We start from the raw sequence: 23,816 nt of genomic DNA, 5'->3' as shown, positions 1-23,816 counted from the left end.
CGTTTCATTCAGCCACCGGGCCGGACGAAACGCCTGCTGTTCAGGCGCTTAACTCATCAGGCTCACCTGGGCCGCAACGATGCACCAGCCGTGCGGCAACCGCACCCAGGTTTGCTGTTGCCGGCCGATTTTATCGCTGCCGGCGCGGGTGAATTCGGTGCTGCACACCGCAAGGTCTTCGCCAAAAGTGGTGATCACGGTGTTGCGCAGCGTTCGCTCCAGCCCGGCAGAAGGGCGGGCAGCACGGAATGCGCGTATCTCATCAATGCCGTATAAATTCTCACCGGCACCCAGCCGAACGGTGCGGGCATCATGCCAGAACAACGCATCCAGCTCGGCAATATCGTTGCTGACCAGCGCCTGCTCGTAGCGGTAAAACTGTGCCGTCACTTCACTGACTATCTGCGGTAAATTGATCTGTTGAATGTCCATCAGGCTCCTGCCATGTTGATTTGTGCCAGTGTGATACCTTGTTGTTCCAGTGCCCACGCAGCACGCAACACGGCCGCTTCATTAAAGGGACGGGCGATTAACTGCAGGCCAATCGGCAAACCACTGCGGGTCGTCAGCGGCACGGTGCAGACCGGCAATCCCAGGAAAGAGATCGGCTGCGTCAGCATACCCATGCTGGCTTTGGCGGGCAGTTCCTCTCCATTAATCGTGATAGTTTGCTGACCAATGGTAATCGCGCTGCACGGCGTCGCCGGTGCAATCAGCAGGTCAAACTGGCTGAACAGCGGCAGCACCTGCTGCTGGAAATGGCGACGGAAACGCTGCGCCTGCAGATACCAGGCGGCGGGCATCATCGCACCCGCCAGTAAACGCTCGCGGGAGTTGAGTTCAAACTGCTCCGGCACCTGACGTAACGCAGGCAGATAATGGTTACCCCCTTCCGCCGCCGTCATGATAAAGGCAGCAGAGCGCGCCAGTTCGGCTTCCGGCATCACCACCTGCTGCTGCGCGTCGAGCGCGGCGGCGACAACCGCAACCGCAGCCCGTGCCTCTTCGTCACACCAGTCATTAAAAAAACCGCCCAGCACGCCGCAGCGTAACCCTTCCACACCGCGGGACAGGGTCGGCAGCGTCGCAGCCGTGGGTCGGCTGGCCTGAAACGCATCGCTGCTGTCTGCGCCCTGTAGCTGATCATAGACCAGCGCCAGATCGTCGACCCGGCGGGCGAAGGGGCCAATGTGGTCGAGGCTGGCGACAAACGGATGGCTGCCGCTACGCGACAGGCGGCCAAAGGTCGGCTTCAGGCCAAACGTACCGCACAGCGAGGCGGGGACCCGAATCGAGCCGTTGGTGTCCGTGCCAAGTGAAAAATGAACCAGACCGGCCGCCACCGCCGCGGCTGAGCCGCCCGAGGAGCCACCCGCCACGCGGCTCAGGTCGCGCGGATTATGGGTCGCGCCGTAGTGGCTGTTTTCGGTGGTAAAGCCGTAGGCGTAGGCATCCATATTCAGCATGCCCGACAGCATCGCGCCCGCCTGCCGCAGCCGGTCAATGGCAAACGCATCCGCACGCGCGGCGGGCCGTTGACTGAACAGGCTGGCTCCGGCCAGCGTACTGTAGCCGGCAACGTCAAACAGGTTTTTTACCGCGTAGGGGATACCCGCCAGCGGCGGCAGATCTTCACCGCGCTGGCGCTTGGTATCGATACTCTCTGCCTCTTTCAGCATCCGCTGCCCGGTGACCTCAGTCCATGCATTGAGCTGCGGATTGTGCTGCTCAATCGCCTGAAGTGTGTTTTCAGCCACCTCTCTGGCGCTGATCTCGCCGTTGTGGATCGCCAGACGCAGCGTCTGAATCGAAACGTCGCTCAGTTTCATGCCTGATACACTCCCGCGACTTCCAGTCGATCGTCCAGCGGAAAGGCCATCAGCGGCGCGGCCATCTGCGCGATACGCGTCAGTTGGATTAACAGCTCTGCGCGCCGGGCTTCGTCCAGCTCCAGTTGTAGCATCTGCTCCATGTGAGCAAGATAAGGGGTCCAGTCAGCTTGATTCATGGTTGGCTCCTGTTAAAAACCGGCGGCGCTGCCGTTGCTGCGCGGATCGCTGGCACCTTCAAACATGCCATTGCTGTGGCGCACGATAGCGCCCGCATGGCCGACAAATTCACTGAAGGCCGGCAGCAGCTCGACCTGATGTCCCCACTGCCGCAGCAGCTCCACCGTTTCCGGTGCGAGACGGCTCTCCAGTTTGAGCGAGTCGGAAGACTGACCCCAGGTGCGGCCCAGCAGCCAGCGCGGTGCGCTGACCGCCTGTTGCAGCGGCAGGCCCTGAATCACATGACGGGTGAAAATCGCCGCCTGGGTTTGCGGCTGGCCATCGCCGCCCATCGATCCATAGACCAGGGTACGGCCATCTTTCAGGCGCGCGGCAGCGGGATTAAGGGTATGAAACGGCTGCTTGCCGGGGGCCAGCGCCAGCAGGTGATCGGGATCGAGACTGAATGCCGCCCCGCGATTCTGCCAGGTAATGCCGGTGCCCGGCAGCACCACGCCGCTGCCAAATTCGTGATAAATACTCTGGATAAACGATACGGCCAGGCCGCTGCTGTCCATCACGCCCATCCAGACGGTGTCGCCCGGACCCCGCCCGTTACCCCAGGGTGCCGCCTGGCGATCGTCGATCTGACTGGCGAGCGTGGCGAGATGATCGCTGTCGAGCAGCGCCTGTAAATCTTCGGTAACGTGGCGCGGATCGGTAATGTGTTTATCACGCAGCGCGAAGGCTTTTTTGGTGGCTTCCACGATGCGGTGTACGGTCTGCGCTTCACTGGCGTCAGCCATATCCAGCGCGTCGGTAATGCCAAGGATCGCCAGCGACACCATGCCCTGAGTCGGCGGCGTCATATTCCAGATATCGCCTTCGCTGTGTGAAAGATGCAGCGGAGTACAGCGGCGGGCGCGCTGCTGTTGCAGATCCTCCAGGGTGATCGGCATGCCCAGCGCTGACATCTCACTGGCCAGATGGCGCGCCAGCGGGCCGCGATAAAAACTGTCGAGCCCCTGCTCCGTCAGCTGACACAGCGTTTGCGCCAGCGCCGGCTGGGTAAAGCGGCTGCCCGGCTGCGGCACATCGCCATCAGGCATAAAGGTGGCGGCAAAGCCGGGCTGATGCTGTAACTCGTTGCGGAAGGTCGCCGTGGCGGCCGCCTGTGAAGCGGTCACCGGAATGCCATCGGCCGCATAGCGAATGGCATCGCGCAGCAGACGTGCCAGCGGCAGTGGGGCAGCTCCCAGCTCCGCGCCCAGCTGCAATGCTTCATGCCAGCCGCTGACCGTGCCGGCGACGGTTAATGCCGCTTTCGGGCCGCGGTGTGGAATCTGTTGATGATCGCCGTAGAAATCGAAGTGAGCCAGCGATCCGGCTGCACCGCTGGCATCAATCGCGACAGGATCGCCGCCTGGCGGCATAATCAGCCAGAAGCCATCGCCACCGAGGCCATTCATGTGTGGATAGACCACGGCGATAGTTGATGCCGCCGCCACCATCGCTTCAATGGCGTTGCCGCCGTCACGCAGCACCGCCAGCGCACTTTCGCTGGCCAGATGGTGTGGCGTCACCGCCATCCCCTGTGGGGCCATATTGCTTTGAATCATGCTTTTCTCGTTCTGTTATCGGGTGACAGAACGGTATACAAAGCAAGAGCTGTTCCAGTTTTCATTGCGGCCGCGGTTGCAGCCGCGTTAACCTGGCGCAAATTATGCTAGCTTCAGCTGAAACAAAAGTTACAGGACCTGTTATGCAACAGCTTGATGAACGACTCAGAAGCCACTATTCCCAGCTCTCACCGCAAGAGCAACGGATTGCCGACTTTGTTTTTGACCATTTTGACGATCTGATCAGCTACAACAGCGCCGAGCTGGCGCGGCTTAGCGGCGTTTCGAAAGCCACTGTCAGCCGGTTGTTTAAACGTCTGGGCTATGAGAAGTACAAAGAGATGCGTGATGAGTTGCGCACCCTGCGTCAGAGCGGCATGCCGCTAACTGATAACCGCGATGCGGTGCAGGGCAACACCTTACTGTCACGGCACTATAAGCAGGAAATGGCTAACCTGACGCAGTGGGTGAATAGTCTGGATGCACAGCATTTCGGTGAGGTGATCCAGCAGCTGGCGCAGGCAAAACGTGTCTTTATTATCGGCATGCGTAACGCCTATCCGGTGGCGCTGCACCTGCGTCAGCAGCTGATGCAGGCGCGGCCGCAGGTGCATATTCTGCCGCAGCCGGGCCAGACGCTGGCCGAAGAGCTGGTGGATATCACGCCGGATGACATGGTAGTGGTGATGGCGTTCCGCCGCCGCACCCGGATGATTCGCCCGCTGATGCAACAGCTACAAACCGCCGGCATCCCGCTGCTGGCGCTGTGTGAGCCGCAGGCGCAAACGGTGATCGCGCTGGCACGCTGGCAGCTCTGCGCGCCGCTCGACAGCGTCTCGGCTTTTGACAGCTACGCTTCGGCAATGAGCCTGATCAACCTGATCGCCAACGCGCTGCTGCATGAAATGCTGGCGCAGGGCCGTCAGCGTATTCATCAGATCGCCGATCTTTACCAGCAGTTTGACGAGCTGGAGCACCGCTAACAGGCACCGTTTTGGTGCCTTGCCCCATTTTAGTACAGCCTTTTTCGACAGCATTTCGCGGCTTATCAGGCCGCTTTTCTCCCAACCTCATTGCCATCTAACCCTTTTTCTCCCGCTGCGCTGATTGGCACATTAGTTGCAGAATGCATGCTTAAGAATCTTTTGTTTCACACAATCTCACCGGGGTGCATAATGAAAAAAGTTTTGATGGCGGTTGCGGCAGCGGCATTACTGATGGCACAGGCGGGCAGCGCGCTGGCCGATCAGCTGCAGGATATCCAGCAGCGTGGCGTGATCCGGGTGGCGGTGCCGCAGGATTTCCCGCCGTTTGGTTCAGTCGGCACCGATCTGCAACCCCAGGGTTACGACATCGACATGGCGAAGTACCTGGCGAAGCAGATGAAACTTAAGTTACAGCTGGTGCCGGTCAGCAGCGCCAACCGGGTGCCTTATCTGCAAACTGACAAAGTCGATCTGGTGATCTCCAGCATGGGCAAAAACGCGGAGCGTGAAAAAGTGATCGATTTCACCCGCGCCTATGCGCCGTTCTTCCTCGGTGTCTTTGGGCCGAAAGGCGAAGAGATCAAATCGGCGGCGGCACTGAGCGGCAAGTCGATTGGCGTAACCCGTGGCGCAGTGGAGGACATGGTGCTGAGTGAGGTCGCGCCGAAGGACGCTCAGGTGAAACGTTACGAAGATAACAACACCACGCTGTCAGCTTACCTTTCCGGTCAGGTGCAGTATGTCGCAACCGGCAACCTGGTGGTGGCAGCAATCGCCCGTCAGAACCCGGCCAAAGCACCGGTTGCCCAGTTTATGCTGAAAGATTCGCCCTGCTTCATTGGCCTGAAGAAAGACCAGCCGGCACTGAAAGAGAAGATCAATGGGCTGATTGAGCAGGGCATCAAAGATGGCACCCTGAACAACCTGTCAGAACAGTGGCTGAAAGCCCCGCTGCCCGCCAGCCTCGGCGCCTGAGGAACGGATAATGATCGGGCAACTTAACTTTCCCGCCCTGTGGCCCTACTGGCCGGAGCTGCTCTCCGGCCTGTGGGTCACCATCCAGTTAACGCTGCTGGCCACCGTCGGCGGCGTCAGCCTCGGCATCGTCGGCGCCGCGCTGCGCAGCGGTAAACCGGGCTGGATGAGCCGTCTGTGGGGCGTCTACGTCGAGCTGATCCGCAATACGCCGTTCGTGGTGCAACTGTTCTTTATCGTGTTTGGCCTGCCTAATCTGGGGCTAAAGCTCACCGCCGGTGAAGCAGCGCTGCTGGCGATGCTGATCAACCTTGGTGCCTACAGCACTGAGATCATCCGCGCCGGTATTCAGGTGACGCCAAAAGGACAGTGGGAAGCGGGCCGGGTGCTGGGCCTGACCCGTAGCCAGACGTTTCTGCGGGTGGTGCTGCCGCCCGCGCTGCAGCGCATTTATCCGGCGCTGGTGAGTCAGTGCATTATCGTGATGCTCGGCTCGTCGGTGGTGTCGCAGGTCTCCTACGAGGAGCTGACTTTCGCCGCTAACCTGATTCAGTCGCGCACCTTTTTAAGCTTTGAGGTCTATCTGGTGACCACGTTGATCTACCTGGCGTTGTCGATTGCGATGCGTCAGTTGCTGCTGGCGATTGGCCGTAAATGGTTTGGAGTGCAGGCATGATGACAACCTTCACTGACTGGGACATCGTGCGCAACCTGCTGCTGGCGGCGCGCTGGACCCTGCTGCTCTCTCTGGTGGCGTTTGTCGGCGGCACGCTGGTGACGCTGCCGTTGCTGTTTATGCGGCTATTGCAACGTAAATGGCTGACGCGCTGGGTACGCGGCTATACCGCGCTGTTCCAGGGTACGCCGCTGCTGATGCAGCTGTTTCTGGCCTTCTTTGGCGTCGGGCTGTTCGGGATTGACGTCGCGCCCTGGACGGCGGCCTCGCTGGCGCTGACTTTTTACACCAGTGCCTTTCTGGTCGATATCTGGTACGGCAGTATTCGCGCGTTGCCGAAAGGCCAATGGGAAGCGTCACGCTGTCTCGGCCTGAGTTTCGGCCAGACCCTGGCGCGGGTGGTTGCGCCGCAGGCGATCCGCATCGCCATCGCCCCGACGGTCGGCTTTGCGGTACAGGTGATCAAAGGCACTGCGCTGGCGTCGATTATCGGTTTTATTGAGCTGACCAAAGCCGGCACCATTCTGAACAACGTGACCTATCAGCCGTTCAAAGTCTTTGGGCTGGTGGCGCTCGGTTACTTCCTGATGTGTTATCCGCTGTCTCGCTACAGCCAGTATCTGGAGAAAAAATTCAATGCCGCTCATCACCATTAATCAGGTGCAAAAATATTACGGCGACAACCATGTGTTGAAAGGCGTGGATCTGGATATCGACATGGGCGAGGTGATCTCGATTATTGGTCGCAGTGGCTCGGGTAAAAGCACGCTGTTGCGCTGCATCAACGGGCTGGAAGGCTATCAGGAAGGCAGCATCAAGCTTGGCGGCATGACCATCACCGACCGCGATTCGCAGGCCCGCGAGATCAGCCGTTCAATCGGCATGGTGTTTCAGAGCTTCAACCTGTTCCCGCACATGACCGCGCTGGAAAATGTCATGCTGGCACCACGTCGGGTATTGAAAAAGGGTGAGGCGGAGTGCCGGGCGCTGGCGACGCAGATGCTGGAGAAGGTCGGGCTGGGTGAACGCCTCAATTACTATCCAGCCAGCCTCTCCGGCGGTCAGCAGCAGCGGGTGGCAATCGCCCGTGCGCTGGCGATGACGCCGAAAGTTTTACTCTGTGACGAAATCACCTCGGCGCTCGATCCTGAGCTGGTCGGCGAAGTGCTCAAAGTACTGGAGCAGCTGGCGGCAGAAGGAATGACGCTGATCCTCGTCACCCATGAAATGAACTTCGCCCGCGACGTGGGCGATCGCGTGGTCTTTATGCATCAGGGGCGCGTCTGGGAGCAGGGCGACAGCAAAACGTTATTTGCGCAGCCGCAATCGCCTGAACTGAAACAGTTTATCTCCTCGGTCCGCCTGTAAGTCTTCAACAAGGAATTCATCATGGATATCACTCGCTACCCGCAACTCAATCCACCGCAACGTCTGCTGATGGGACCTGGGCCGATCAACGCCGATCCGCGCGTCCTGCGTGCCATGTCGAGCCAGCTGCTTGGCCAGTACGATCCCGCCATGACCCATTACATGAACGAGGTTATGGCGCTCTATCGCGGCGTATTCCGTACCGAAAACCGCTGGACCCTGCTGATTGATGGCACCTCGCGCGCCGGGATTGAAGCGATCCTGCTCTCCGCCATCCGGCCCGGCGACAAAGTGCTGGTGCCGGTGTTTGGCCGCTTTGGACACCTGCTGTGTGAAATCGCCCGTCGCTGCCGCGCTGAGGTTCACACTATTGAGGTGCCGTGGGGCGAGGTCTTTACTCCCGATCAGATCGAAGATGCGATCAAAAAAGTGCGGCCACGGCTGCTGCTGACGGTACAGGGCGACACCTCCACCACCATGCTGCAACCGCTGGCGCAGCTGGGGGCAATCTGCAAACAGTATGGCGTGCTGTTCTACACCGATGCTACCGCGTCGCTGGCCGGTAATGCGCTGGAAACCGATGCCTGGGGTCTGGATGCGGTCTCTGCTGGGATGCAGAAGTGCCTCGGCGGTCCGTCCGGTACCTCGCCGATCACCCTGAGCGAACAGATGGAAGCGGTGATCCGCAAGCGTAAGTGCGTCGAACAGGGGATCCGAACCGCCGCGCATCAGGATGGGGAAGAGGAGATGATCTACTCCAACTATTTTGATCTCGGCATGATCATGGATTACTGGGGGCCGGAGCGTCTGAATCACCACACTGAAGCGACCAGCGCACTGTTTGGCGCCCGCGAATGCGCCCGTCTGATCCTGCAGGAAGGTCTGGATAACGGCATTGCGCGCCACAAACTGCACGGCGAAGCGCTGCTGAAAGGCATTCAGGGTATGGGACTGGAGACCTTTGGCGACCTGCAACACAAAATGAATAACGTGCTGGGCGTGGTGATCCCTACGGGCATCAATGGCGATCAGGTGCGGCAACTGATGCTGAATGATTTCGGCATTGAAATTGGCACCTCGTTTGGTCCGCTGCACGGCAAGGTGTGGCGCATCGGCACCATGGGCTTCAATGCCCGCAAGGATTGTGTCATGCAGACGCTGGCGGCGCTGGAAATGGTGCTGACCTATCTGGGCTATCGCACGCCGCAGGGCGCTGCTGCGCAGGCGGCCTGGGACTACTACGGGAGCCAGGCATGATGATGAACGCCAGCGAAGCCCACGCTGCTGCACAGCGCGTTATGGCGCGCTGTGATGCGCTGGCAGCGATCAGCGAAACGGCGCAGGGACTGACGCGTGTCTACCTGTCGCCGGAGCACCTGCGCGCCAACGCCTGCGTCGGAGAGTGGATGCAGGCCGCCGGAATGCAGGTGTGGCAGGATGCGGTCGGCAACATTTGTGGCCGCTACGAAGCAGCCGAACCGGGGGCTCCCGCCTTACTGCTCGGTTCGCATCTCGACACGGTACGTAACGCCGGTCGCTATGACGGCATGCTGGGCGTGCTGAGCGCCATCGAAACCGTACAGTGGCTGCATCAGCACCAGCAGCGTTTGCCGCTGGCAATTGAGGTGATCGGTTTCGGCGACGAAGAGGGGACCCGTTTTGGCATTACGCTGCTCGGCAGCCGCGGCATTACCGGTAGCTGGCCGCAGAGCTGGGTAACCCATCCTGACGGCAACGGCATTACCGTGGCGCAGGCGATGGCAGATGTCGGGCTCGACAGCAGCCAAATCGCCACCGCCGCGCGCCGGGTAGAGGATATTGTCGGTTACCTTGAGTTGCACATTGAGCAGGGGCCGTGTCTTGAACAGGCAGATCTGCCCCTGGGCGTGGTGACGGCGATCAACGGTGCGCGCCGGCTGAACTGCCGCTTCATCGGCGAAGCCGGGCATGCCGGTACGGTACCGATGACCCACCGTAAAGATGCGCTGGCTGCCGCTGCCGAATGGATGGTGTTTATCGAGCAGACCACCCGCGAGCAGGATCCCCAGCTGGTGGCGACGGTCGGCACTCTGACTTGTGCGCCCGGCGCGGTAAATGTGATCCCTGGCGAGGTTGCGCTGTCGCTGGATGTACGCGGCCCGCTGGACAATCCGCTGGAGGCGCTGCTCTCCAGCCTGTTAACCCAGGCGGAGGCGATCGCGCTGCGTCGCGGATTGCGCTTTGAGGCGAACGAATATTACCGCATCGGGGCCACCGCCTGTGATTCCGCGCTGCAACAGGCGTTGAGTCATGCTGTGGAAACGGTGCAAGGGCGCAGCCTGTCGCTGCCGAGCGGCGCTGGCCATGATGCGATTGCGATTGCCGAACGCTGGCCGGTCGGCATGCTATTTGTGCGTAATCATCGCGGTATCAGCCACCATCCGGCGGAGTCGGTGGCGGTGAATGATGTTGCCCCGGCACTGCAGGCCTACCTGCAGGCGGTTTGTCTGATTGCTGAACGGAGCTGAGCATGCAATTAACCACCTTTAATCAGTTGCCGGAAGAGCAGGCACTGGCGGCGATTGCCCACTGTGTGGCGATCCCGCACTGGCAGCAGGCGCTGGTGGCGGCGCGTCCCTATGCATCGTTGGCGGCACTGCTCGCCACCGGCGATGCACTGGCGCGACAGTGGCAGGGCGATGCTTTACAGGCGGCGCTGGCTGCCCATCCACGTATCGGCGAACGGGCCAGCGGAAGCGACAAACAGGCGACGCTGTCGCGCGGCGAACAGTCTGCTATGCAGCAGGCCGATCGGTCGCTACAACAGGCGATGCAACAGGGCAATCAGACTTATGAGGCGCGCTTTGGCCGGGTATTTTTAATCCGAGCCAAAGGACGCAGCGCAGAGCAGATGCTGGCGGAATTGCAGCGTCGGCTCCAGAATGATCAGCAGGCTGAGCAGCAGGAAGCGCTGGATCAGCTGCGTGAAATTACCCTGTTACGGCTGGAGGAGAGCATAGAATGAGTACTGTCACGACCCATATTCTTGATACGGCAATAGGCAAACCGGCCAGCGGCGTGGCGATTTCGCTGGAGCAGAACAGCCCGGAAGGGTGGTTCCCGCTGTCTCAGGGCGAAACCGACAGCGATGGCCGACTGAAAACCCTGACCCCGGAGCCGCTGACGCCGGGTCACTACCGCTTAACTGCGGAGATTGGCGACTATTTTGCCGCCGCCGGTCGGGATGCGCTTTATGTCAGCGCCCAGATCGATTTTGTCATTGCCGAAGCGGGCAGCCATTTTCATCTGCCGTTCCTGATCTCGCCGTGGTCGTGGTCAACCTATCGCGGCAGCTGATTGCTGTCGGCCAGGCTTGCGCGACAGACTACAGCGTAAACCGATCCGCATCCTGCCAGGCCGGGAAGCGTTCACGATAAGCATTGAGCGCCTCCAGCGACAGCGCAGCATCCAGCCGGGCGCGCTGGAACGGCTCGGCCGCCTGCAGGATCTCACCCTGCGGCGAAATAATCTGGCTGTCGCCACGGTACTGATGCTGGTTACCATCACTGCCGACCCGGTTACAGCCCGCCACGTAAGCCTGATTCTCAATCGCGCGCGCTAACAGCAGCGCCTGCCAGTGCAACGCACGCGGCGCAGGCCAGTTGGCGACGTACAGCGCCAGATCGTAATCATTGCGGTTACGTGAAAAAACCGGGAAACGCAGGTCATAACAGATTTGTGGCAGAATGCGCCAGCCGCGCCATTCAACTATCTGACGCTGCTCGCCGGGCAAATAGTGATGATGCTCATCCGCCATACGAAACAGATGCCGCTTGTCGTACTGATGCAGCGTTCCGTCCGGCTCGACCAGTAAAAAGCGGTTTACCGCGCCGTTTTCGGTCTGGATCGCCGCACTGCCGCCGATCAGGGCGTCAGTCTGCCGGGCATGATGTTGCAGCCATTCCACCACCTGCGTCTGAGGCAACGAGCTTTTTGCCGCCTCCATCGCAAAGCCGGTGGTAAACATTTCCGGCAGCAGAATTAAATCGCGTCCGGTAATGCCAGCCAGTTGCTGATCGAAATGGCGCAGATTCGCCTCGCCATCCATCCAGCTCAGGGTCTCCTGCAATACGGTGAGGTTTAAAGCTGACATAAGCGCTCCGCGGCGGCATCTAACGTCGCTTGCTGTTTAGCAAAACAGAGGCGAATCAGTTTATGAGGGAAGGGATCGGCGCAGAACACCGACAGCGGTATCGCCGCCACGCCTGCTTCTTTGGTCAGCCACTGGCAGAAACTGACATCGTCCAGATCGGAGATTGCGCTGTAGTCCGCCAGTAAAAAATAGGTGCCTTCGCACGGCAGAACCCTGAAGCGGCTGTGCTGCAAGGCCGCAATCAGCTGGTCGCGACGCGCCTGATAAAATGCCGGCAGCTCGCGATAATGTTCCGGCTGGTGACGCAGCATATCGGCAATCGCCAGCTGCGCCGGGGTATTGACCGAAAAGGTCAGATACTGATGTACCTTGCGTACTTCAGCGCTGATCGCCGCCGGTGCAATGCAGTAACCCACTTTCCAGCCGGTCATGTGGAAGGTTTTGCCAAACGAAGAGACGGCAATGGCGCGCTGACGCAGTTCCGGATGAGCCAGTACGCTGGCATGACCTGCCGGATCAAAGCAGATGTGTTCATACACTTCGTCGCTCAGCACATACACCGGCAGCCCGGCAATCGCCTGCCACAGCGCGGCATAATCCTCGCGCCGCCAGACGGTAGCCGACGGATTGTGCGGCGTATTCAGGATCACCAGCCGGGTTTTCTCACTCAGCAGCGCACCAAAGGCCGACCAGTCAACGCGAAAGGTCGGTGGTTGCAGGGCGATGCGCTTCAGCACCCCACCCGACAGTTCAACCGCTGGCGCATAGCTGTCGTAGCTGGGATCAAAACAGATCACCTCATCGCCCGGCCTGACCAGCGCGGTAATTGCCGCGTACAGTGCCTCAGTCGCCCCGGCAGTAACCGTAATCTCGCGCTCGACGTCCGGACGATAGTCATAAAGCTCAGCGGTTTTCTCCGCAATCGCCTCGCGTAACGGCAAAGCGCCGGTCATCGGGGCATACTGATTCGCACCCTGACTAACGTGATACGCCAGCCGCTGCTGCAAATAGTCCGGCCCGTTAAAATCGGGAAAGCCCTGAGAAAGGTTAATAGCGTTGTGCTGCTGTGCCAGCGCACTCATCTGGCTAAAAATGGTCGTCCCAAGCGCCGGAAGTTTGCTGTCAGGAATCAGGTTGTGCTGCGTCATGGTTATCTGGCCTTAAGCGCGAATGTCGATGCGGAGTCACCCGGTGTTTGTGCCACTATAAACAGGATGGTAGTATTTGGCAATCGAGACGCTTAGACGGCTAAATGCGTCATGCTCCGCACCTCAGCGGCGTTGGTTGCGTTTGCTTACCCCGGTCACTGACTGATGTCAGCTCCCGGGGATAAGCGCGCTTACCGCCTTGCTGACACACGGATCATTTGGCAGGGATTATGAGCTTTGCTGATACAGGAATCATTGAAAAGACATCGTGAGCTTTGCTGGCAAAGTAGCAAACTTAACCTGTTGTATTTTTAGGGCCGTTACCGTTATCTGAGTTACCAGCCATCACATTCCACTGCAAGGAAACCCTATGTCGGATATTCACCCGTTAGATCAGCTGGTCGCCGCCTGTCACTGGATTGGTGCGAAGGGCTGGGCACCCGCGACCGGCGGTAATATGTCTGTGCGTCAGGATGCGCAGATCTGTCTGCTGAGCGAATCCGGTAAAGATAAAGGCACGCTGACGCGTGATGACTTTATCCAGGTCGATATTGCCACCAGCCAGGCGCTCTCCGGCCGCAAGCCGTCGGCGGAAACTGGCCTGCACACGCTGATCTATCGGCTCTTTCCCGAGGCGGGCGCGGTGCTGCACACCCATACCGTGAATGCGACGGTGTTATCGCGGGTCGAGCAGGGCGCGGCGCTGCTGCTGCACGGTTATGAGATGCAGAAAACGCTCACCGGTCAGCATAATCATCTGGATACCGTCGCCATCCCGGTGTTCGATAACAGCCAGGACATTGCGGCGCTGGCGTCGGAAATTGAAGATTACGCCGCCCGGTTTCCGCTGCGCTATGGCTTCCTGCTGCGCGGTCACGGCTTAACCTGCTGGGGCCGCGATGTCAGCGAAGCGCGTCGCCAGCTGGAAGGGCTGGAATTTTTATTTGAATGTGAACGTCAACGTCGCCTGCTGGAGAAAGCATGATCCGCGCCATTGTTACCGATATTGAAGGCACCACCAGCGATATCCGCTTTGTCCATAACATCCTGTTTCCTTACGCGCGCCAGCATCTGGCGACGTTCCTGCGTGACCAGCAGCATCAGCCAGAGGTGCAGGCTGTACTTGAGGCGGTGCGGGCTGAGGTCGATCAGCCGCAGGCCGATCTGCCGACCCTGACGCAGATCCTGTTCAGCTTTATGGATCAGGATCGTAAATCTACCGGACTGAAAGCGCTGCAGGGGATGATCTGGCGTGATGGCTATCTCAACGGCAGTTTCACCGGCCATCTTTATCCCGATGTGCTCCCGGCCCTGACCGCCTGGCAGGCGCAGGGTCGTAAACTCTATGTATATTCCTCAGGCTCGGTTGCGGCGCAGAAATTGTTATTTGGCTACAGCGACGAAGGTGATATTACTGGCTTATTCAGCGGCTACTTCGATACGCACGTCGGCGCCAAACGTGAAGTCGCGGCGTATCACACCATTGCCGCACAGATTGGCCTGCCAGCGGAGCAACTGCTGTTCCTGTCGGATATTCATCAGGAGCTGGATGCGGCTGCCCAGGCTGGCTGGCATACCCTGCAGCTGATACGTGGTGAGGCGGATGGCGCAAGCTGCCACCGTCAGGTCACTGATTTTTCTGAGATTAACCTGGAGTCGATTTAGAATGAGTGCACTGACTATTTTTACCGACAGCGAAGCCAGCCAGCCGATATGGCACAGCACCGACCCGCAGGCGATCGCTGAGCGGCTGAATACTAAAGGCGTCCGCTTTGAACGCTGGGAAGCCGATCGCGATTTGGGGGAGAACCCGGACGCAGCAGCGGTTATCACCGCCTATCAGCATGCGATTGACCGGCTGGTGGCGGAGAAGGGCTATCAGAGCTGGGACGTGATCAGCATGCGGGCGGACAATCCGCAGAAAACGGTGCTGCGCGAAAAGTTTCTTTCCGAACACACCCACGGCGAAGATGAAGTGCGTTTCTTTGTTGAGGGCGCGGGTTTGTTCTGCCTGCATCTGGATGGCGAGATCCTGCAGATCCTGTGCGAAAAGAACGATCTGATCTCGGTGCCGGCCGGTACGCCACACTGGTTTGATATGGGATCGTCGCCGCATTTCACCGCGATTCGGATTTTTGATAATCAGGAAGGGTGGATCGCTAACTTTACCGGTGACAGGATTGCCGACGCCTATCCACGACTGGCGTAATCGGCTGAGCCGCTTCGGCCACCGCGCAGAACAGTGCGCGGTGGCCGTCTGACTCACTGGGGCTGGAAAATTCCCGCCGCTACCTGCTCCGGTGTTACCACGCCGGTATCCAGAACCCAGCCGCTAATCAGGGCGGCTGGCGTCACATCAAACGCCGGGTTGTAGACGTTCGCCGCTTCAGGTGCCCACTGCACGCTGCCAAAACTGCCGGCCACGCCGGTCACTTCACTGGCAGCGCGCTGCTCGATCGGAATCGCCGCACCGTTCGGGCAGCTGCGATCCAGCGTGGTGTGCGGCGCGGCCACATAAAACGGGATCTGATGATAGTGTGCCAGTACCGCCAGGCTGTAGGTGCCGATCTTATTGGCGACGTCGCCGTTGGCGGCAATCCGGTCAGCGCCGACCCACACTGCGTCCACCTGTTTGCTGGCCATCAGACTGGCGGCCATGCTGTCGGTAATCAGGGTATAAGGAACCGCCCGTTCGCCCAGCTCCCAGGCCGTTAGCCGGCCGCCCTGCAACAGCGGACGGGTTTCATCGACCCAGACGTTGTTAACCCGGCCCTGCTGATGAGCGAGGATGATTACCCCCAGCGCGGTGCCGACGCCCGCCGTTGCCAGCCCGCCGGTGTTACAGTGGGTCAGCAGCTGGCTGTTGGGTTTTACCAGCGTGCTGCCTGCGGTGGCAATCGCCTCGCACAGCTGTTTATCTTCTTCGACCAGTCGCCAGGCTTCCTCGGCCAGCGCGGTAGCGAACGCCGGTTGCGCCAGCGCCTGTTTCATCCGATCAAGGTTATTCATCAGATTGACGGCGGTAGGGCGGGCAGCACGCAGGATCGCCAGCGACTCAGCCAGTTGCCTCTGCGTCTGTCCCTGTTCTGCCAGCAACGCCAGCAATAACGAGGCGGAAAGGCCAATCAGTGGCGCACCGCGCACCCGCAGCGCGTGAATATGCTCAACCAGCTGCGCCACACTGTGCGCTGGTAGCCAGTTTTTTTGCTGCGGCAGCGCCTGCTGATCGAGGATCCAGAGCTGATTGTCACGAACCTGTAAGCTGGTGGTTTGGAGAGTCTGCATGGTGGGTGAAATCCCTGTTGCGTTAATGTCAGATATTGTGCCAACATGCTCGACGGATGTATAGACGTCTGAACGGCTTTTACACCGGGTTTATTCAGCCTTCGAATGATGAGGAACAGGCAATGTCGCAATACCGTACCTTCACCGCTGCTGATGCGGTGGACTATGCCCGACAATTCGGCGGTCTGGATAATCCTTCCGCCCTGAGCCGTGCCGAGGAAATTGGTGACGGCAATCTTAACCTGGTGTTCAAAATTTATGACGATCAGGGCAACAGCCGGGTGGTGGTCAAGCAGGCGTTGCCTTATGTGCGCTGCGTCGGCGAGTCATGGCCTCTGACGCTGGATCGGGCGCGGCTTGAAGCGCAGACCCTGGTCGAGCACTACAAATATTGCCCACAGCACACGGTGCAGATTACCCATTACGATGCGGATCTGGCGGTGATGGTGATGGAAGATCTCTCCAGCCACCGTATCTGGCGTAGCGAGCTGGTAAAGGGCGTTTACTATCCTGACGCGCCACGGCAGCTGGGCGAATATCTGGCACAGACGCTGTTTAACACCTCCGATTTCGTGCTGCATCCGCATCAGAAGAAAGCGGAAGTGGCGCGCTTCATTAATCCGGAAATGTGCGAGATCACCGAAGATCTGTTCTTTAACGATCCCTACACCGATCATCCGCGTAACAGCTATCCGGCGGCGCTGGAGCCGTTAGTGGCCAGCCTGCGTCACGATAATGCGCTGCGTATTGCGGTAGCTGGTCTCAAGCACCGCTTCTTTGCCCATGCCGAAGCCTTGCTGCATGGCGATATCCACAGCGGATCGATTTTTGTTGCGGACGGTAGCCTGAAAGCGATTGATGCTGAATTTGGCTATTTCGGGCCGATGGGCTTTGATATCGGCACCGCGCTCGGCAATCTGCTGATCAACTATTGCGGCCTGCCCGGTCTGCTGCCGCCGCGTGAAGCCGCCGATGCCCGTGAGCAACGCCTGAGCGATGTGCATAGCGTCTGGACAACCTTCTCCAGCCGTTTCCAGGCGCTGGCGGCGGAGAAAACCGCTGACGTGGCGCTGGCTTATCCCGGCTATGTCGATGCCTTCCTGCGCAAAGTATGGGCGGATACCATCGGCTACTGCGGTACCGAACTGATTCGCCGCACGGTGGGAATGTCACATGTGGCGGATATGAAGCTGATCGCCGATCCGGCGATGCGTACCGACTGCATCCGTAACGCGATTAACCTGGGACGCACGCTGATACTGGCGGCCGATCATGTAGAAGATGTGGATGCGCTGATTGCCCGCATCCGTCAGGCAGGATAAAAAAAGGCCGACGTGATGTCGGCCTTTAGATAAAACAAGAATCTTGCTGGCGATGAGGGGGATGCCAGCGCAGGAAACACGCTCAGATTAAACGCTAAAGCCATTGATGGCGTTGTTGCGTCTTTACGGAGGGCATACGCTCCCTGAGCCTGCGCTCAATTAACGGGCCGACATCACATCGACCCGCCGCCTTATGCCGCCTCGCTGGCACGTGCCGAAGCGGATTGAGGTTTCTTCTCTGGCACCGGTACCGCCAGTGCATCCGCTTCAAACTCATCCACATTGATAGAACGCAGGCGGCTGGTTTCTGCGCGGCGCAATATCTCGGCTTCTTTATCGTCAATCCAGCCCTGCTCCAGCGCCCGTTTTGCCAGCTCATCCAGCCGGGTAAAGGAGAGGTGCTGCTTGCTCTGTTTGCTCAGTCTGTCGTGAATCACTTCCGCAGCCATTACATCCTGCAACGCCTGTTCCAGCTGACCGGCCGGATTGTTATCAACCGGTGCCAGATACTGTCCGCGTCCCAGACGTGTGCGGGTGGCAGACGGCAGTTGCAGCATTTTTGCCAGCTGATGATCAAGACGATCGGACGGTGCCGGGCAGTGATGACCACCGGCGAAAATCACCAGGCGTAACGCACCCGCCACCAGCCGGTTAGGGAAGTTGCGCAGCAGGTCATCGATAGCCACTTCCGCCTGATGCAGCGCATCCTGAACGCCCCAATGCACCAGCGGCAGATCGGCTTCGTTACGGCCTTCATCGTCGTAGCGCTTCAGCGTGGCAGAGGCCAGATAAAGCTGGCTCAGGACATCACCCAGTCGCGCCGAGATGCGTTCACGACGTTTCAGGCTACCGCCCAGCACCGCCATTGAGACATCTGACAGCAACGCGAGGTTGGCGCTGATGCGGTTGAGATGCTGATAATAACGACGCGTCGCATCACGGGTCGGGGTGGCGCTGGTGCGTCCGCCGGTCAGGCCGAGCCACAGACTGCGCACCTGATTACTGCCGACGTGGCCGATATGGCTGAACAACGCCCGATCAAAAGCGTCAACGTCGTTACTGGCCGCGGCCGCCATCTCCTGCAGAACATAAGGATGGCAACGAATTGCCCCCTGGCCGAAGATGATCATGCTGCGGGTTAAGATGTTCGCCCCTTCAACGGTAATCGCGATCGGTGCACCCTGATAGGCGCGCGCCAGGAAGTTGCTGTTACCGAGCATAATGCCTTTACCGCCGGCAATATCCATCGCGTCGATGATCGCCCGCTGACCGCGATGGGTGCAGTGATATTTCACAATCGCCGACAGTACCGCCGGTTTTTCACCCTGCATAATACCGGCGGTGATCAGCGTTGCTGCCGCATCCATCACGTAAGCATTACCGGCAATGCGTGCCAGTGGCTCTTCAATCCCTTCCATTTTACCGATCGACAGTCTGAACTGACGGCGGATATGGGCATAGGCACCAATTGCCAGCGCCACGCTTTTCAGGCTGCCGGTCGAGTTGGACGGCAGGGTAATGCCGCGACCCACTGACAGACATTCAACCAGCATACGCCAGCCCTGTCCGGCCATTTCCGGTCCGCCGATGATGTAATCGATCGGCACGAAAATATCCTTACCACGGGTCGGACCGTTCTGGAACGGCACGTTAAGCGGGAAGTGACGGTGACCGATTTCCACGCCGGGGGTGTTGGTCGGGATCAACGCGCAGGTAATGCCCGGATGGGTGTTATCGCTGAGCAGATGATCGGGATCGGACAGTTTAAACGCCAGCCCCAGCACGGTCGCGATAGGCGCCAGCGTGATGTAGCGTTTGTTCCAGGTCAGGCGCATACCCAGCACCTGCTGACCCTGCCATTCACCCATACACACTACGCCGGTATCGGGAATCGCACCGGCATCTGAGCCGGCTTCCGGGCTGGTCAGTGCGAAGCAGGGGATCTCATCGCCACGCGCCAGACGCGGTAAATAGTGGTTTTTCTGTTCGTCAGTACCGTAGTGCTGCAGCAGTTCGCCCGGACCGAGCGAGTTCGGTACACCGACGGTAATCGCCAGGATGCCCGATACGCCAGCCAGTTTCTGCAACACGCGAGCCTGGGCATAAGCGGAAAACTCCAGCCCGCCATACTCTTTTTTGATGATCATCGCGAAGAAGCGATGCTGTTTCAGATAAGCCCACAGTTCCGGCGGCAGATCGGCCATTTCATGAGTAATCTGGAAATCATTCGCCAGCCGGCACGCTTCTTCAACCGGACCCTCCAGGAAGGCCTGCTCATCCGGTGTCAGGTGCGGCTGAGGATAGTTATGCAGCTTCTGCCAGTCCGGTTTGCCCTGAAACAGATCGCCTTCCCACCAGGTGGTTCCGGCATCGATCGCTTCTTTCTCGGTGCGTGACATTGGCGGCATCACCTGCTGAAAACGCTGCAGCATCGGTTTTGAAAACAGATTACGGCGCAGCGACGGCAGGTTAAACGGCAACAGAATAATAGCCAGTGGCAGCAGCAGCCACGGCGTCCAGAGGTGTGCGGCCGCCATCGCCGCGGTCCACAGCAGCAGAATCAGGCTGCTCAGCCGCAACGACAGGCGGTGGTAGAACAGGGCGCCAATCAGCACCACCGTGGCAAGTATCGAAACAACCATCATAATGAACCGCTCCGTAAGTAGTAAGAGGTCTGACCTGTTGAGTAGAGGTTTAGAGCAGTTGGCTCTTTTTATCAATTCGTTTACATCGCAATTACAACCTGACTCACAAAATCATTTTTCCGACCCGTTTCGCTGGCGGCTGTGCAGAGATAATGCCAGCGGCGATCGGGCCGGAATGGCGTGATGCTTTGCGCCGCCCAGGCATTCCGTTAAACTTGCTGCGATTAACCTCTGCTAAAAAAGGACCTCCCTATGTACCAGGACATCATCCGCTCTGAGCTCAACGAAGCCGCCGATACGCTGAATAAATTCCTCAGCGATGACGCGAATATCCATGCGATCCAGCGTGCTGCGGTGCTGCTGGCTGACAGTTTCAAGGCGGGCGGCAAGGTGCTCTCCTGCGGCAACGGTGGGTCGCACTGCGACGCGATGCATTTCGCCGAAGAGCTGACCGGTCGCTATCGTGAAAATCGTCCTGGCTATCCGGCGATTGCGATTTCAGACGTCAGCCATCTCTCCTGCGTCAGTAACGACTTTGGCTACGATTACGTCTTTTCGCGTTATGTTGAAGCGGTAGGCCGTCCGGGCGATGTGCTGCTGGGGCTCTCCACCTCCGGCAACTCGGCCAACATCATTAAGGCGATTGAGGCGGCGCGGGCGCAGGGGATGAAAGTGATCACCCTGACCGGCAAAGATGGCGGTAAGATGGCGGGCAGTGCTGACATTGAAATCCGGGTGCCGCACTTTGGTTATGCCGATCGCATTCAGGAGATCCACATTAAAGTGATCCATATTCTGATGCTGCTGATCGAAAAAGAGATGGTGAAGTAACACTCTGGCCTCTCGCCTGGCGGGAGGCGTCTTACTCTAAGGTGGTGGCTATGTGCGAATTGCTCGGGATGAGCGCCAATGTTCCCACGGATATCTGTTTCAGCTTTACCGGCCTGGTGCAGCGTGGTGGCGGAACCGGCCCACATAAAGATGGCTGGGGCATTACCTTTTACGAAGATAAAGGCTGTCGTACCTTTAAGGATCCTCTGCCGAGCTTCAATTCGCCGATAGCGCGGCTGGTGCAGGAGTACCCGATCAAATCGCATTCGGTGGTGGCGCACATCCGCCAGGCGAATCGCGGTCAGGTCTCGCTGGAAAACACCCATCCGTTTACCCGCGAACTGTGGGGCCGTAACTGGACCTACGCCCATAACGGGCAGCTAAAGGGCTACCGTCAGCTGGAGACCGGGACCTTTCGTCCGGTCGGGGAGACCGACAGCGAAAAGGCGTTCTGCTGGATTTTACATCAGCTGGCGACGCGTTATCCCCGCACGCCGGGTAACTGGCCAGCGGTGTTTCGCTTCATCGGTGAACTGGCGGGCAGCCTGCGGCAGAAAGGGGTGTTTAACATGCTGCTGTCGGACGGGCGTTATCTGATGGCCTTCTGCTCCACCAACCTGTTCTGGATCACCCGACGCGCGCCGTTTGGCCGCGCACAGCTGCTCGATCAGGATGTAGAGGTTGATTTTCAGCAGCACACCACGCCGCATGACGTGGTGACGGTGATTGCGACGCAGCCGCTGACGGCCAATGAAACCTGGCAGCGGATTGTGCCAGGTGAGTGGGCGTTATTCTGCCTTGGAGAGCGCCAGGAATGAGCGTGAAGCAGCTTCGGGATTGGTCACTACCGGGCTGCTGTTCATCACATACTTACCGCTGGCGACGTTAACCGTTGGTGGCTGGTGATACTTCGCAAAATAAGCGTAACCCGGCTGCAACTGCTGCCAGAAACTGGCGTAGGTAGAGTAACGGTGACGCTGCATATTGCTGTCGGTCATGCGGAATGGATAGATACTGATGCTGATATCCTGCTGGCCGTTACGCAGCGCCGCATTGACATAAGTAAAGATCTCATCCATATAGGCGTTCGTCATGGCATAGCAGCCAATCGACTTACAGTCGCCATGAATCATCAGGTAGTTACCGCTGTAGCCCTGATTGCGATCGTACTGGTTCGGAAAGCCGATATTGATCGCGCGATAAAACTGGCTATCCGGTTTCAGCTGGTTCAGCCTGACGTTATAAAATCCTTCCGGGCTTTTGAAATCGCCTTCACGACGTTTCGGGCCGAGACCACCAGAAAAATTACAGATGCGATAGGTATCCAGCAGGCGGTATTCGTTACCAATTTTGCCGTACAGTTCGAGGGTACGCTCTTCCTTGAAAATCTGAATATAAACCGGCGTGCCGAGTAACTGTTTCTTTAATTCTTTACTGACCGGTGCCGCTTGCTGAGCGGGTTCTGGGGTCATTGCCATGCTGAGGGCTGGCAGTAAAATCATCGCAAACAGGAGTGCGATTTTGCCCATGCTGTGTGTACCTTGAGGTGAAGAGAACAATGACGCGAATCGTGCGTCTCTGCTTGCATTATCGGAACTATCCGCTACCGCAGCGCAACATTAAACATTGTCTGTTTTTTTAGCAAGACAGCGCGCCAGAAATTCGCGATTTCCTGAACAGAATACGGCCAGAAATTTGTAAACTTTAATGCCGGCCGCGACAAATATTGCAGTTACCTTCGCCAACTGTATACTTATCCAGTGCTGGAGGGGGTATGCGTAAAATCATTCATGTCGATATGGACTGCTTCTATGCTGCGGTGGAGATGCGCGATAATCCCCTGTTGCGTGACATCCCGATTGCCATCGGCGGCAGCCGCGAACGTCGCGGTGTCATCAGTACCGCTAACTACCCGGCGCGCAAATATGGCGTGCGCAGCGCCATGCCGACCGGGATGGCGCTCAAGTTATGTCCCCATCTGCGGCTGCTGCCAGGCCGCTTTGATGCCTACAAAGAAGCCTCGGCGCAGATTCGCGAGATCTTCACCCGCTACACACCGCTGATTGAACCGCTGTCGCTGGATGAAGCCTATCTGGATGTGACAGACAGCCCGCACTGCCACGGCTCTGCCACCCTGATCGCCCAGGATATCCGCGCGACTATCCTGCGTGAAACTCAGCTGACCGCCTCGGCCGGCATCGCACCGATTAAATTTCTGGCGAAAATCGCCTCCGACATGAATAAGCCGGACGGACAGTTTGTCATCACGCCGGCGGAGATGTCCGGTTTTTTACTGACGCTGCCGCTGGCGAAGATCCAGGGCGTGGGCAAGGTGTCGGCAAAAAAGCTGGAGGAGATGGGCCTGGTGACCTGCGGAGATGTGCAGAAGGCGGATTTAGCCCAGTTGCTGAAGCGCTTTGGTAAGTTTGGCCGGGTGCTGTGGGAGCGCAGCAACGGCATTGACGAGCGTGGCGTGGTGGTTGAGCGGGAACGTAAATCACTCGGGGTTGAGCGTACGCTGGCCGAAGACATTAACGACTGGGACGCCTGCCTGGAGATCATCGATTTTCTCTATGCCGAGCTGGATCGCCGGCTGAGCCAGATTCGGCCCGATAAGCAGGTGGCGCGGCAGGGCGTGAAACTGAAGTTCAGCGACTTTCAGCAGACCACCCAGGAACACATCTGGCCGGTGCTGAATAAAGAGGACATGATCGCGATTGCCAAAAAAACCTGGGATGAGCGTCGGGTCGGGCGGGGCGTCAGGCTGGTGGGGTTGCACGTCACCCTGCTCGATCCCCAGCTGGAACGACAGCTGTTACTGGGGTTGTAGCGCGGTCTGGC

Annotated in this window: 25 protein-coding genes; 16 read left to right on the top strand and 9 right to left on the bottom strand. The window is 58.8% G+C overall.

Translation table 11 applies throughout. From position 1 onward, the window contains the following. Nucleotides 1-48: 48 nt before the first annotated feature. From hpxZ to FHW04_RS14715, 4 genes are read right to left on the bottom strand one after another with little or no spacing between them, the layout of a single operon-like run. Entirely contained in the window at nt 49-432 is a 384-nt protein-coding gene (gene hpxZ, locus FHW04_RS14730) for an oxalurate catabolism protein HpxZ (protein ID WP_031377461.1), read from the bottom strand. Then, entirely contained in the window at nt 432-1,829 is a 1,398-nt protein-coding gene (locus FHW04_RS14725; RefSeq protein ID WP_089562374.1) for an AtzE family amidohydrolase, read from the bottom strand. Before FHW04_RS14725 ends, hpxZ begins: the two co-directional genes overlap by 1 nt. Next, nucleotides 1,826-2,008: an oxalurate catabolism protein HpxX gene (hpxX, locus tag FHW04_RS14720; RefSeq protein ID WP_031374962.1), complete on the bottom strand. Its 183-nt coding sequence runs from the start codon at nt 2,006-2,008 to the stop codon at nt 1,826-1,828. Before hpxX ends, FHW04_RS14725 begins: the two co-directional genes overlap by 4 nt. 12 nt (nt 2,009-2,020) lie before the next feature. Continuing rightward, nucleotides 2,021-3,607 (bottom strand): gamma-glutamyltransferase family protein, encoded by a 1,587-nt coding sequence (locus FHW04_RS14715; RefSeq protein ID WP_089562373.1) that lies wholly within the window; start codon nt 3,605-3,607, stop codon nt 2,021-2,023. Between the two features lie 143 nt (nt 3,608-3,750). Here FHW04_RS14715 and hpxU point away from each other — a divergent pair, with 143 nt between their 5' ends. The 9 genes from hpxU (at nt 3,751) to uraH (ending at nt 10,948) form a co-directional block, all read left to right on the top strand. Continuing rightward, nucleotides 3,751-4,590: a MurR/RpiR family transcriptional regulator HpxU gene (gene hpxU / locus FHW04_RS14710; RefSeq protein ID WP_031374964.1), complete on the top strand. Its 840-nt coding sequence runs from the start codon at nt 3,751-3,753 to the stop codon at nt 4,588-4,590. A 192-nt stretch (nt 4,591-4,782) separates the two neighbouring features. Continuing rightward, nucleotides 4,783-5,568: a transporter substrate-binding domain-containing protein gene (locus FHW04_RS14705; protein ID WP_031374965.1), complete on the top strand. Its 786-nt coding sequence runs from the start codon at nt 4,783-4,785 to the stop codon at nt 5,566-5,568. Between the two features lie 10 nt (nt 5,569-5,578). Then, nucleotides 5,579-6,244 carry an amino acid ABC transporter permease gene (locus FHW04_RS14700; RefSeq protein WP_031374966.1) on the top strand — a complete coding sequence of 222 codons (666 nt, stop codon included), beginning with the start codon at nt 5,579-5,581 and terminating at the stop codon, nt 6,242-6,244. Beyond that, nucleotides 6,244-6,900: an amino acid ABC transporter permease gene (locus tag FHW04_RS14695; RefSeq protein ID WP_031374967.1), complete on the top strand. Its 657-nt coding sequence runs from the start codon at nt 6,244-6,246 to the stop codon at nt 6,898-6,900. Before FHW04_RS14700 ends, FHW04_RS14695 begins: the two co-directional genes overlap by 1 nt. Further along, nucleotides 6,881-7,612, top strand: coding sequence for an amino acid ABC transporter ATP-binding protein (locus FHW04_RS14690; protein ID WP_031374968.1), 732 nt, complete (start codon nt 6,881-6,883; stop codon nt 7,610-7,612). The genes FHW04_RS14695 and FHW04_RS14690 overlap by 20 nt, the downstream gene beginning before the upstream one ends. Before the next feature lie 21 nt (nt 7,613-7,633). Then, a complete protein-coding gene (locus tag FHW04_RS14685; RefSeq protein ID WP_089562371.1) occupies nt 7,634-8,869 on the top strand; it encodes a pyridoxal-phosphate-dependent aminotransferase family protein in 1,236 nt (411 codons plus the stop codon). Continuing rightward, entirely contained in the window at nt 8,866-10,119 is a 1,254-nt protein-coding gene (hpxK, locus tag FHW04_RS14680; protein WP_031374970.1) for an allantoate amidohydrolase, read from the top strand. Before FHW04_RS14685 ends, hpxK begins: the two co-directional genes overlap by 4 nt. A 2-nt stretch (nt 10,120-10,121) precedes the next feature. Next, a complete protein-coding gene (gene uraD, locus FHW04_RS14675; RefSeq protein ID WP_031374971.1) occupies nt 10,122-10,616 on the top strand; it encodes a 2-oxo-4-hydroxy-4-carboxy-5-ureidoimidazoline decarboxylase in 495 nt (164 codons plus the stop codon). After that, nucleotides 10,613-10,948 (top strand): hydroxyisourate hydrolase, encoded by a 336-nt coding sequence (uraH, locus tag FHW04_RS14670; RefSeq protein WP_031374972.1) that lies wholly within the window; start codon nt 10,613-10,615, stop codon nt 10,946-10,948. Before uraD ends, uraH begins: the two co-directional genes overlap by 4 nt. A gap of 28 nt (nt 10,949-10,976) precedes the next feature. Here the strand turns inward: uraH and FHW04_RS14665 are convergent, their stop codons facing one another. Then, entirely contained in the window at nt 10,977-11,744 is a 768-nt protein-coding gene (locus FHW04_RS14665) for an amidohydrolase (protein ID WP_089562370.1), read from the bottom strand. Further along, a complete protein-coding gene (locus tag FHW04_RS14660; protein WP_069727899.1) occupies nt 11,732-12,892 on the bottom strand; it encodes a pyridoxal phosphate-dependent aminotransferase in 1,161 nt (386 codons plus the stop codon). Before FHW04_RS14660 ends, FHW04_RS14665 begins: the two co-directional genes overlap by 13 nt. A 370-nt stretch (nt 12,893-13,262) precedes the next feature. On the opposite strand from FHW04_RS14660, the gene FHW04_RS14655 reads away from it, so the two are divergent. The 3 genes from FHW04_RS14655 to FHW04_RS14645 are packed head-to-tail and all read left to right on the top strand — an operon-like array spanning nt 13,263 to nt 15,101. Beyond that, nucleotides 13,263-13,877, top strand: coding sequence for a methylthioribulose 1-phosphate dehydratase (locus FHW04_RS14655; protein ID WP_089562369.1), 615 nt, complete (start codon nt 13,263-13,265; stop codon nt 13,875-13,877). Continuing rightward, nucleotides 13,874-14,557, top strand: coding sequence for an acireductone synthase (gene mtnC / locus FHW04_RS14650; RefSeq protein WP_089562368.1), 684 nt, complete (start codon nt 13,874-13,876; stop codon nt 14,555-14,557). Before FHW04_RS14655 ends, mtnC begins: the two co-directional genes overlap by 4 nt. A gap of 1 nt (nt 14,558) precedes the next feature. Then, nucleotides 14,559-15,101, top strand: coding sequence for a 1,2-dihydroxy-3-keto-5-methylthiopentene dioxygenase (locus FHW04_RS14645; protein ID WP_046288502.1), 543 nt, complete (start codon nt 14,559-14,561; stop codon nt 15,099-15,101). Between the two features lie 53 nt (nt 15,102-15,154). On the opposite strand, the gene mtnA is transcribed toward FHW04_RS14645, so the two are convergent. Further along, on the bottom strand, nt 15,155-16,177 hold the full coding sequence (mtnA, locus tag FHW04_RS14640) for an S-methyl-5-thioribose-1-phosphate isomerase (protein WP_031374977.1): 1,023 nt from the start codon (nt 16,175-16,177) through the stop codon (nt 15,155-15,157). Between the two features lie 122 nt (nt 16,178-16,299). Between mtnA and mtnK the strand changes: the two genes are divergently transcribed. Then, nucleotides 16,300-17,499 carry an S-methyl-5-thioribose kinase gene (gene mtnK, locus FHW04_RS14635; protein ID WP_089562380.1) on the top strand — a complete coding sequence of 400 codons (1,200 nt, stop codon included), beginning with the start codon at nt 16,300-16,302 and terminating at the stop codon, nt 17,497-17,499. A 191-nt stretch (nt 17,500-17,690) separates the two neighbouring features. Here mtnK and fadE read toward each other — a convergent pair whose 3' ends face one another. Further along, on the bottom strand, nt 17,691-20,144 hold the full coding sequence (gene fadE, locus FHW04_RS14630) for an acyl-CoA dehydrogenase FadE (protein WP_089562367.1): 2,454 nt from the start codon (nt 20,142-20,144) through the stop codon (nt 17,691-17,693). 252 nt (nt 20,145-20,396) lie between these two features. Between fadE and lpcA the strand changes: the two genes are divergently transcribed. Together lpcA and FHW04_RS14620 are read left to right on the top strand one after the other, a co-directional pair. Continuing rightward, nucleotides 20,397-20,975, top strand: a complete 579-nt coding sequence (lpcA, locus tag FHW04_RS14625) for a D-sedoheptulose 7-phosphate isomerase (protein WP_031374980.1) — start codon at nt 20,397-20,399, stop codon at nt 20,973-20,975. Between the two features lie 50 nt (nt 20,976-21,025). Continuing rightward, a complete protein-coding gene (locus FHW04_RS14620) occupies nt 21,026-21,793 on the top strand; it encodes a class II glutamine amidotransferase (protein ID WP_031374981.1) in 768 nt (255 codons plus the stop codon). Here FHW04_RS14620 and dpaA read toward each other — a convergent pair. Further along, nucleotides 21,764-22,504, bottom strand: a complete 741-nt coding sequence (dpaA, locus tag FHW04_RS14615; protein WP_089562366.1) for a peptidoglycan meso-diaminopimelic acid protein amidase — start codon at nt 22,502-22,504, stop codon at nt 21,764-21,766. The two genes, FHW04_RS14620 and dpaA, sit on opposite strands and share 30 nt — an antisense overlap. A gap of 245 nt (nt 22,505-22,749) precedes the next feature. Here dpaA and dinB point away from each other — a divergent pair, with 245 nt between their 5' ends. Further along, a complete protein-coding gene (dinB, locus tag FHW04_RS14610; RefSeq protein WP_089562365.1) occupies nt 22,750-23,805 on the top strand; it encodes a DNA polymerase IV in 1,056 nt (351 codons plus the stop codon). Nucleotides 23,806-23,816: the final 11 nt, after the last annotated feature.

The sequence above is a fragment of the Pantoea sp. AN62 genome, assembly GCF_050432985.1.
Lineage (GTDB): Bacteria > Pseudomonadota > Gammaproteobacteria > Enterobacterales > Enterobacteriaceae > Pantoea > Pantoea brenneri.
Note: the sequence above shows the minus strand (reverse complement) of the source record. Positions and strands in the feature narration are given on the sequence as shown.

Bases quoted from the DNA above. Each gene is read 5' to 3' on its own strand.
- hpxZ (WP_031377461.1), bottom strand. From the start codon at position 432: ATGGACATTCAACAGATCAATTTACCGCAGATAGTCAGTGAAGTGACG.
- FHW04_RS14725 (WP_089562374.1), bottom strand. From the start codon at position 1,829: ATGAAACTGAGCGACGTTTCGATTCAGACGCTGCGTCTGGCGATCCAC.
- hpxX (WP_031374962.1), bottom strand. From the start codon at position 2,008: ATGAATCAAGCTGACTGGACCCCTTATCTTGCTCACATGGAGCAGATG.
- FHW04_RS14715 (WP_089562373.1), bottom strand. From the start codon at position 3,607: ATGATTCAAAGCAATATGGCCCCACAGGGGATGGCGGTGACGCCACAC.
- hpxU (WP_031374964.1), top strand. From the start codon at position 3,751: ATGCAACAGCTTGATGAACGACTCAGAAGCCACTATTCCCAGCTCTCA.
- FHW04_RS14705 (WP_031374965.1), top strand. From the start codon at position 4,783: ATGAAAAAAGTTTTGATGGCGGTTGCGGCAGCGGCATTACTGATGGCA.
- FHW04_RS14700 (WP_031374966.1), top strand. From the start codon at position 5,579: ATGATCGGGCAACTTAACTTTCCCGCCCTGTGGCCCTACTGGCCGGAG.
- FHW04_RS14695 (WP_031374967.1), top strand. From the start codon at position 6,244: ATGACAACCTTCACTGACTGGGACATCGTGCGCAACCTGCTGCTGGCG.
- FHW04_RS14690 (WP_031374968.1), top strand. From the start codon at position 6,881: ATGCCGCTCATCACCATTAATCAGGTGCAAAAATATTACGGCGACAAC.
- FHW04_RS14685 (WP_089562371.1), top strand. From the start codon at position 7,634: ATGGATATCACTCGCTACCCGCAACTCAATCCACCGCAACGTCTGCTG.
- hpxK (WP_031374970.1), top strand. From the start codon at position 8,866: ATGATGATGAACGCCAGCGAAGCCCACGCTGCTGCACAGCGCGTTATG.
- uraD (WP_031374971.1), top strand. From the start codon at position 10,122: ATGCAATTAACCACCTTTAATCAGTTGCCGGAAGAGCAGGCACTGGCG.
- uraH (WP_031374972.1), top strand. From the start codon at position 10,613: ATGAGTACTGTCACGACCCATATTCTTGATACGGCAATAGGCAAACCG.
- FHW04_RS14665 (WP_089562370.1), bottom strand. From the start codon at position 11,744: ATGTCAGCTTTAAACCTCACCGTATTGCAGGAGACCCTGAGCTGGATG.
- FHW04_RS14660 (WP_069727899.1), bottom strand. From the start codon at position 12,892: ATGACGCAGCACAACCTGATTCCTGACAGCAAACTTCCGGCGCTTGGG.
- FHW04_RS14655 (WP_089562369.1), top strand. From the start codon at position 13,263: ATGTCGGATATTCACCCGTTAGATCAGCTGGTCGCCGCCTGTCACTGG.
- mtnC (WP_089562368.1), top strand. From the start codon at position 13,874: ATGATCCGCGCCATTGTTACCGATATTGAAGGCACCACCAGCGATATC.
- FHW04_RS14645 (WP_046288502.1), top strand. From the start codon at position 14,559: ATGAGTGCACTGACTATTTTTACCGACAGCGAAGCCAGCCAGCCGATA.
- mtnA (WP_031374977.1), bottom strand. From the start codon at position 16,177: ATGCAGACTCTCCAAACCACCAGCTTACAGGTTCGTGACAATCAGCTC.
- mtnK (WP_089562380.1), top strand. From the start codon at position 16,300: ATGTCGCAATACCGTACCTTCACCGCTGCTGATGCGGTGGACTATGCC.
- fadE (WP_089562367.1), bottom strand. From the start codon at position 20,144: ATGATGGTTGTTTCGATACTTGCCACGGTGGTGCTGATTGGCGCCCTG.
- lpcA (WP_031374980.1), top strand. From the start codon at position 20,397: ATGTACCAGGACATCATCCGCTCTGAGCTCAACGAAGCCGCCGATACG.
- FHW04_RS14620 (WP_031374981.1), top strand. From the start codon at position 21,026: ATGTGCGAATTGCTCGGGATGAGCGCCAATGTTCCCACGGATATCTGT.
- dpaA (WP_089562366.1), bottom strand. From the start codon at position 22,504: ATGGGCAAAATCGCACTCCTGTTTGCGATGATTTTACTGCCAGCCCTC.
- dinB (WP_089562365.1), top strand. From the start codon at position 22,750: ATGCGTAAAATCATTCATGTCGATATGGACTGCTTCTATGCTGCGGTG.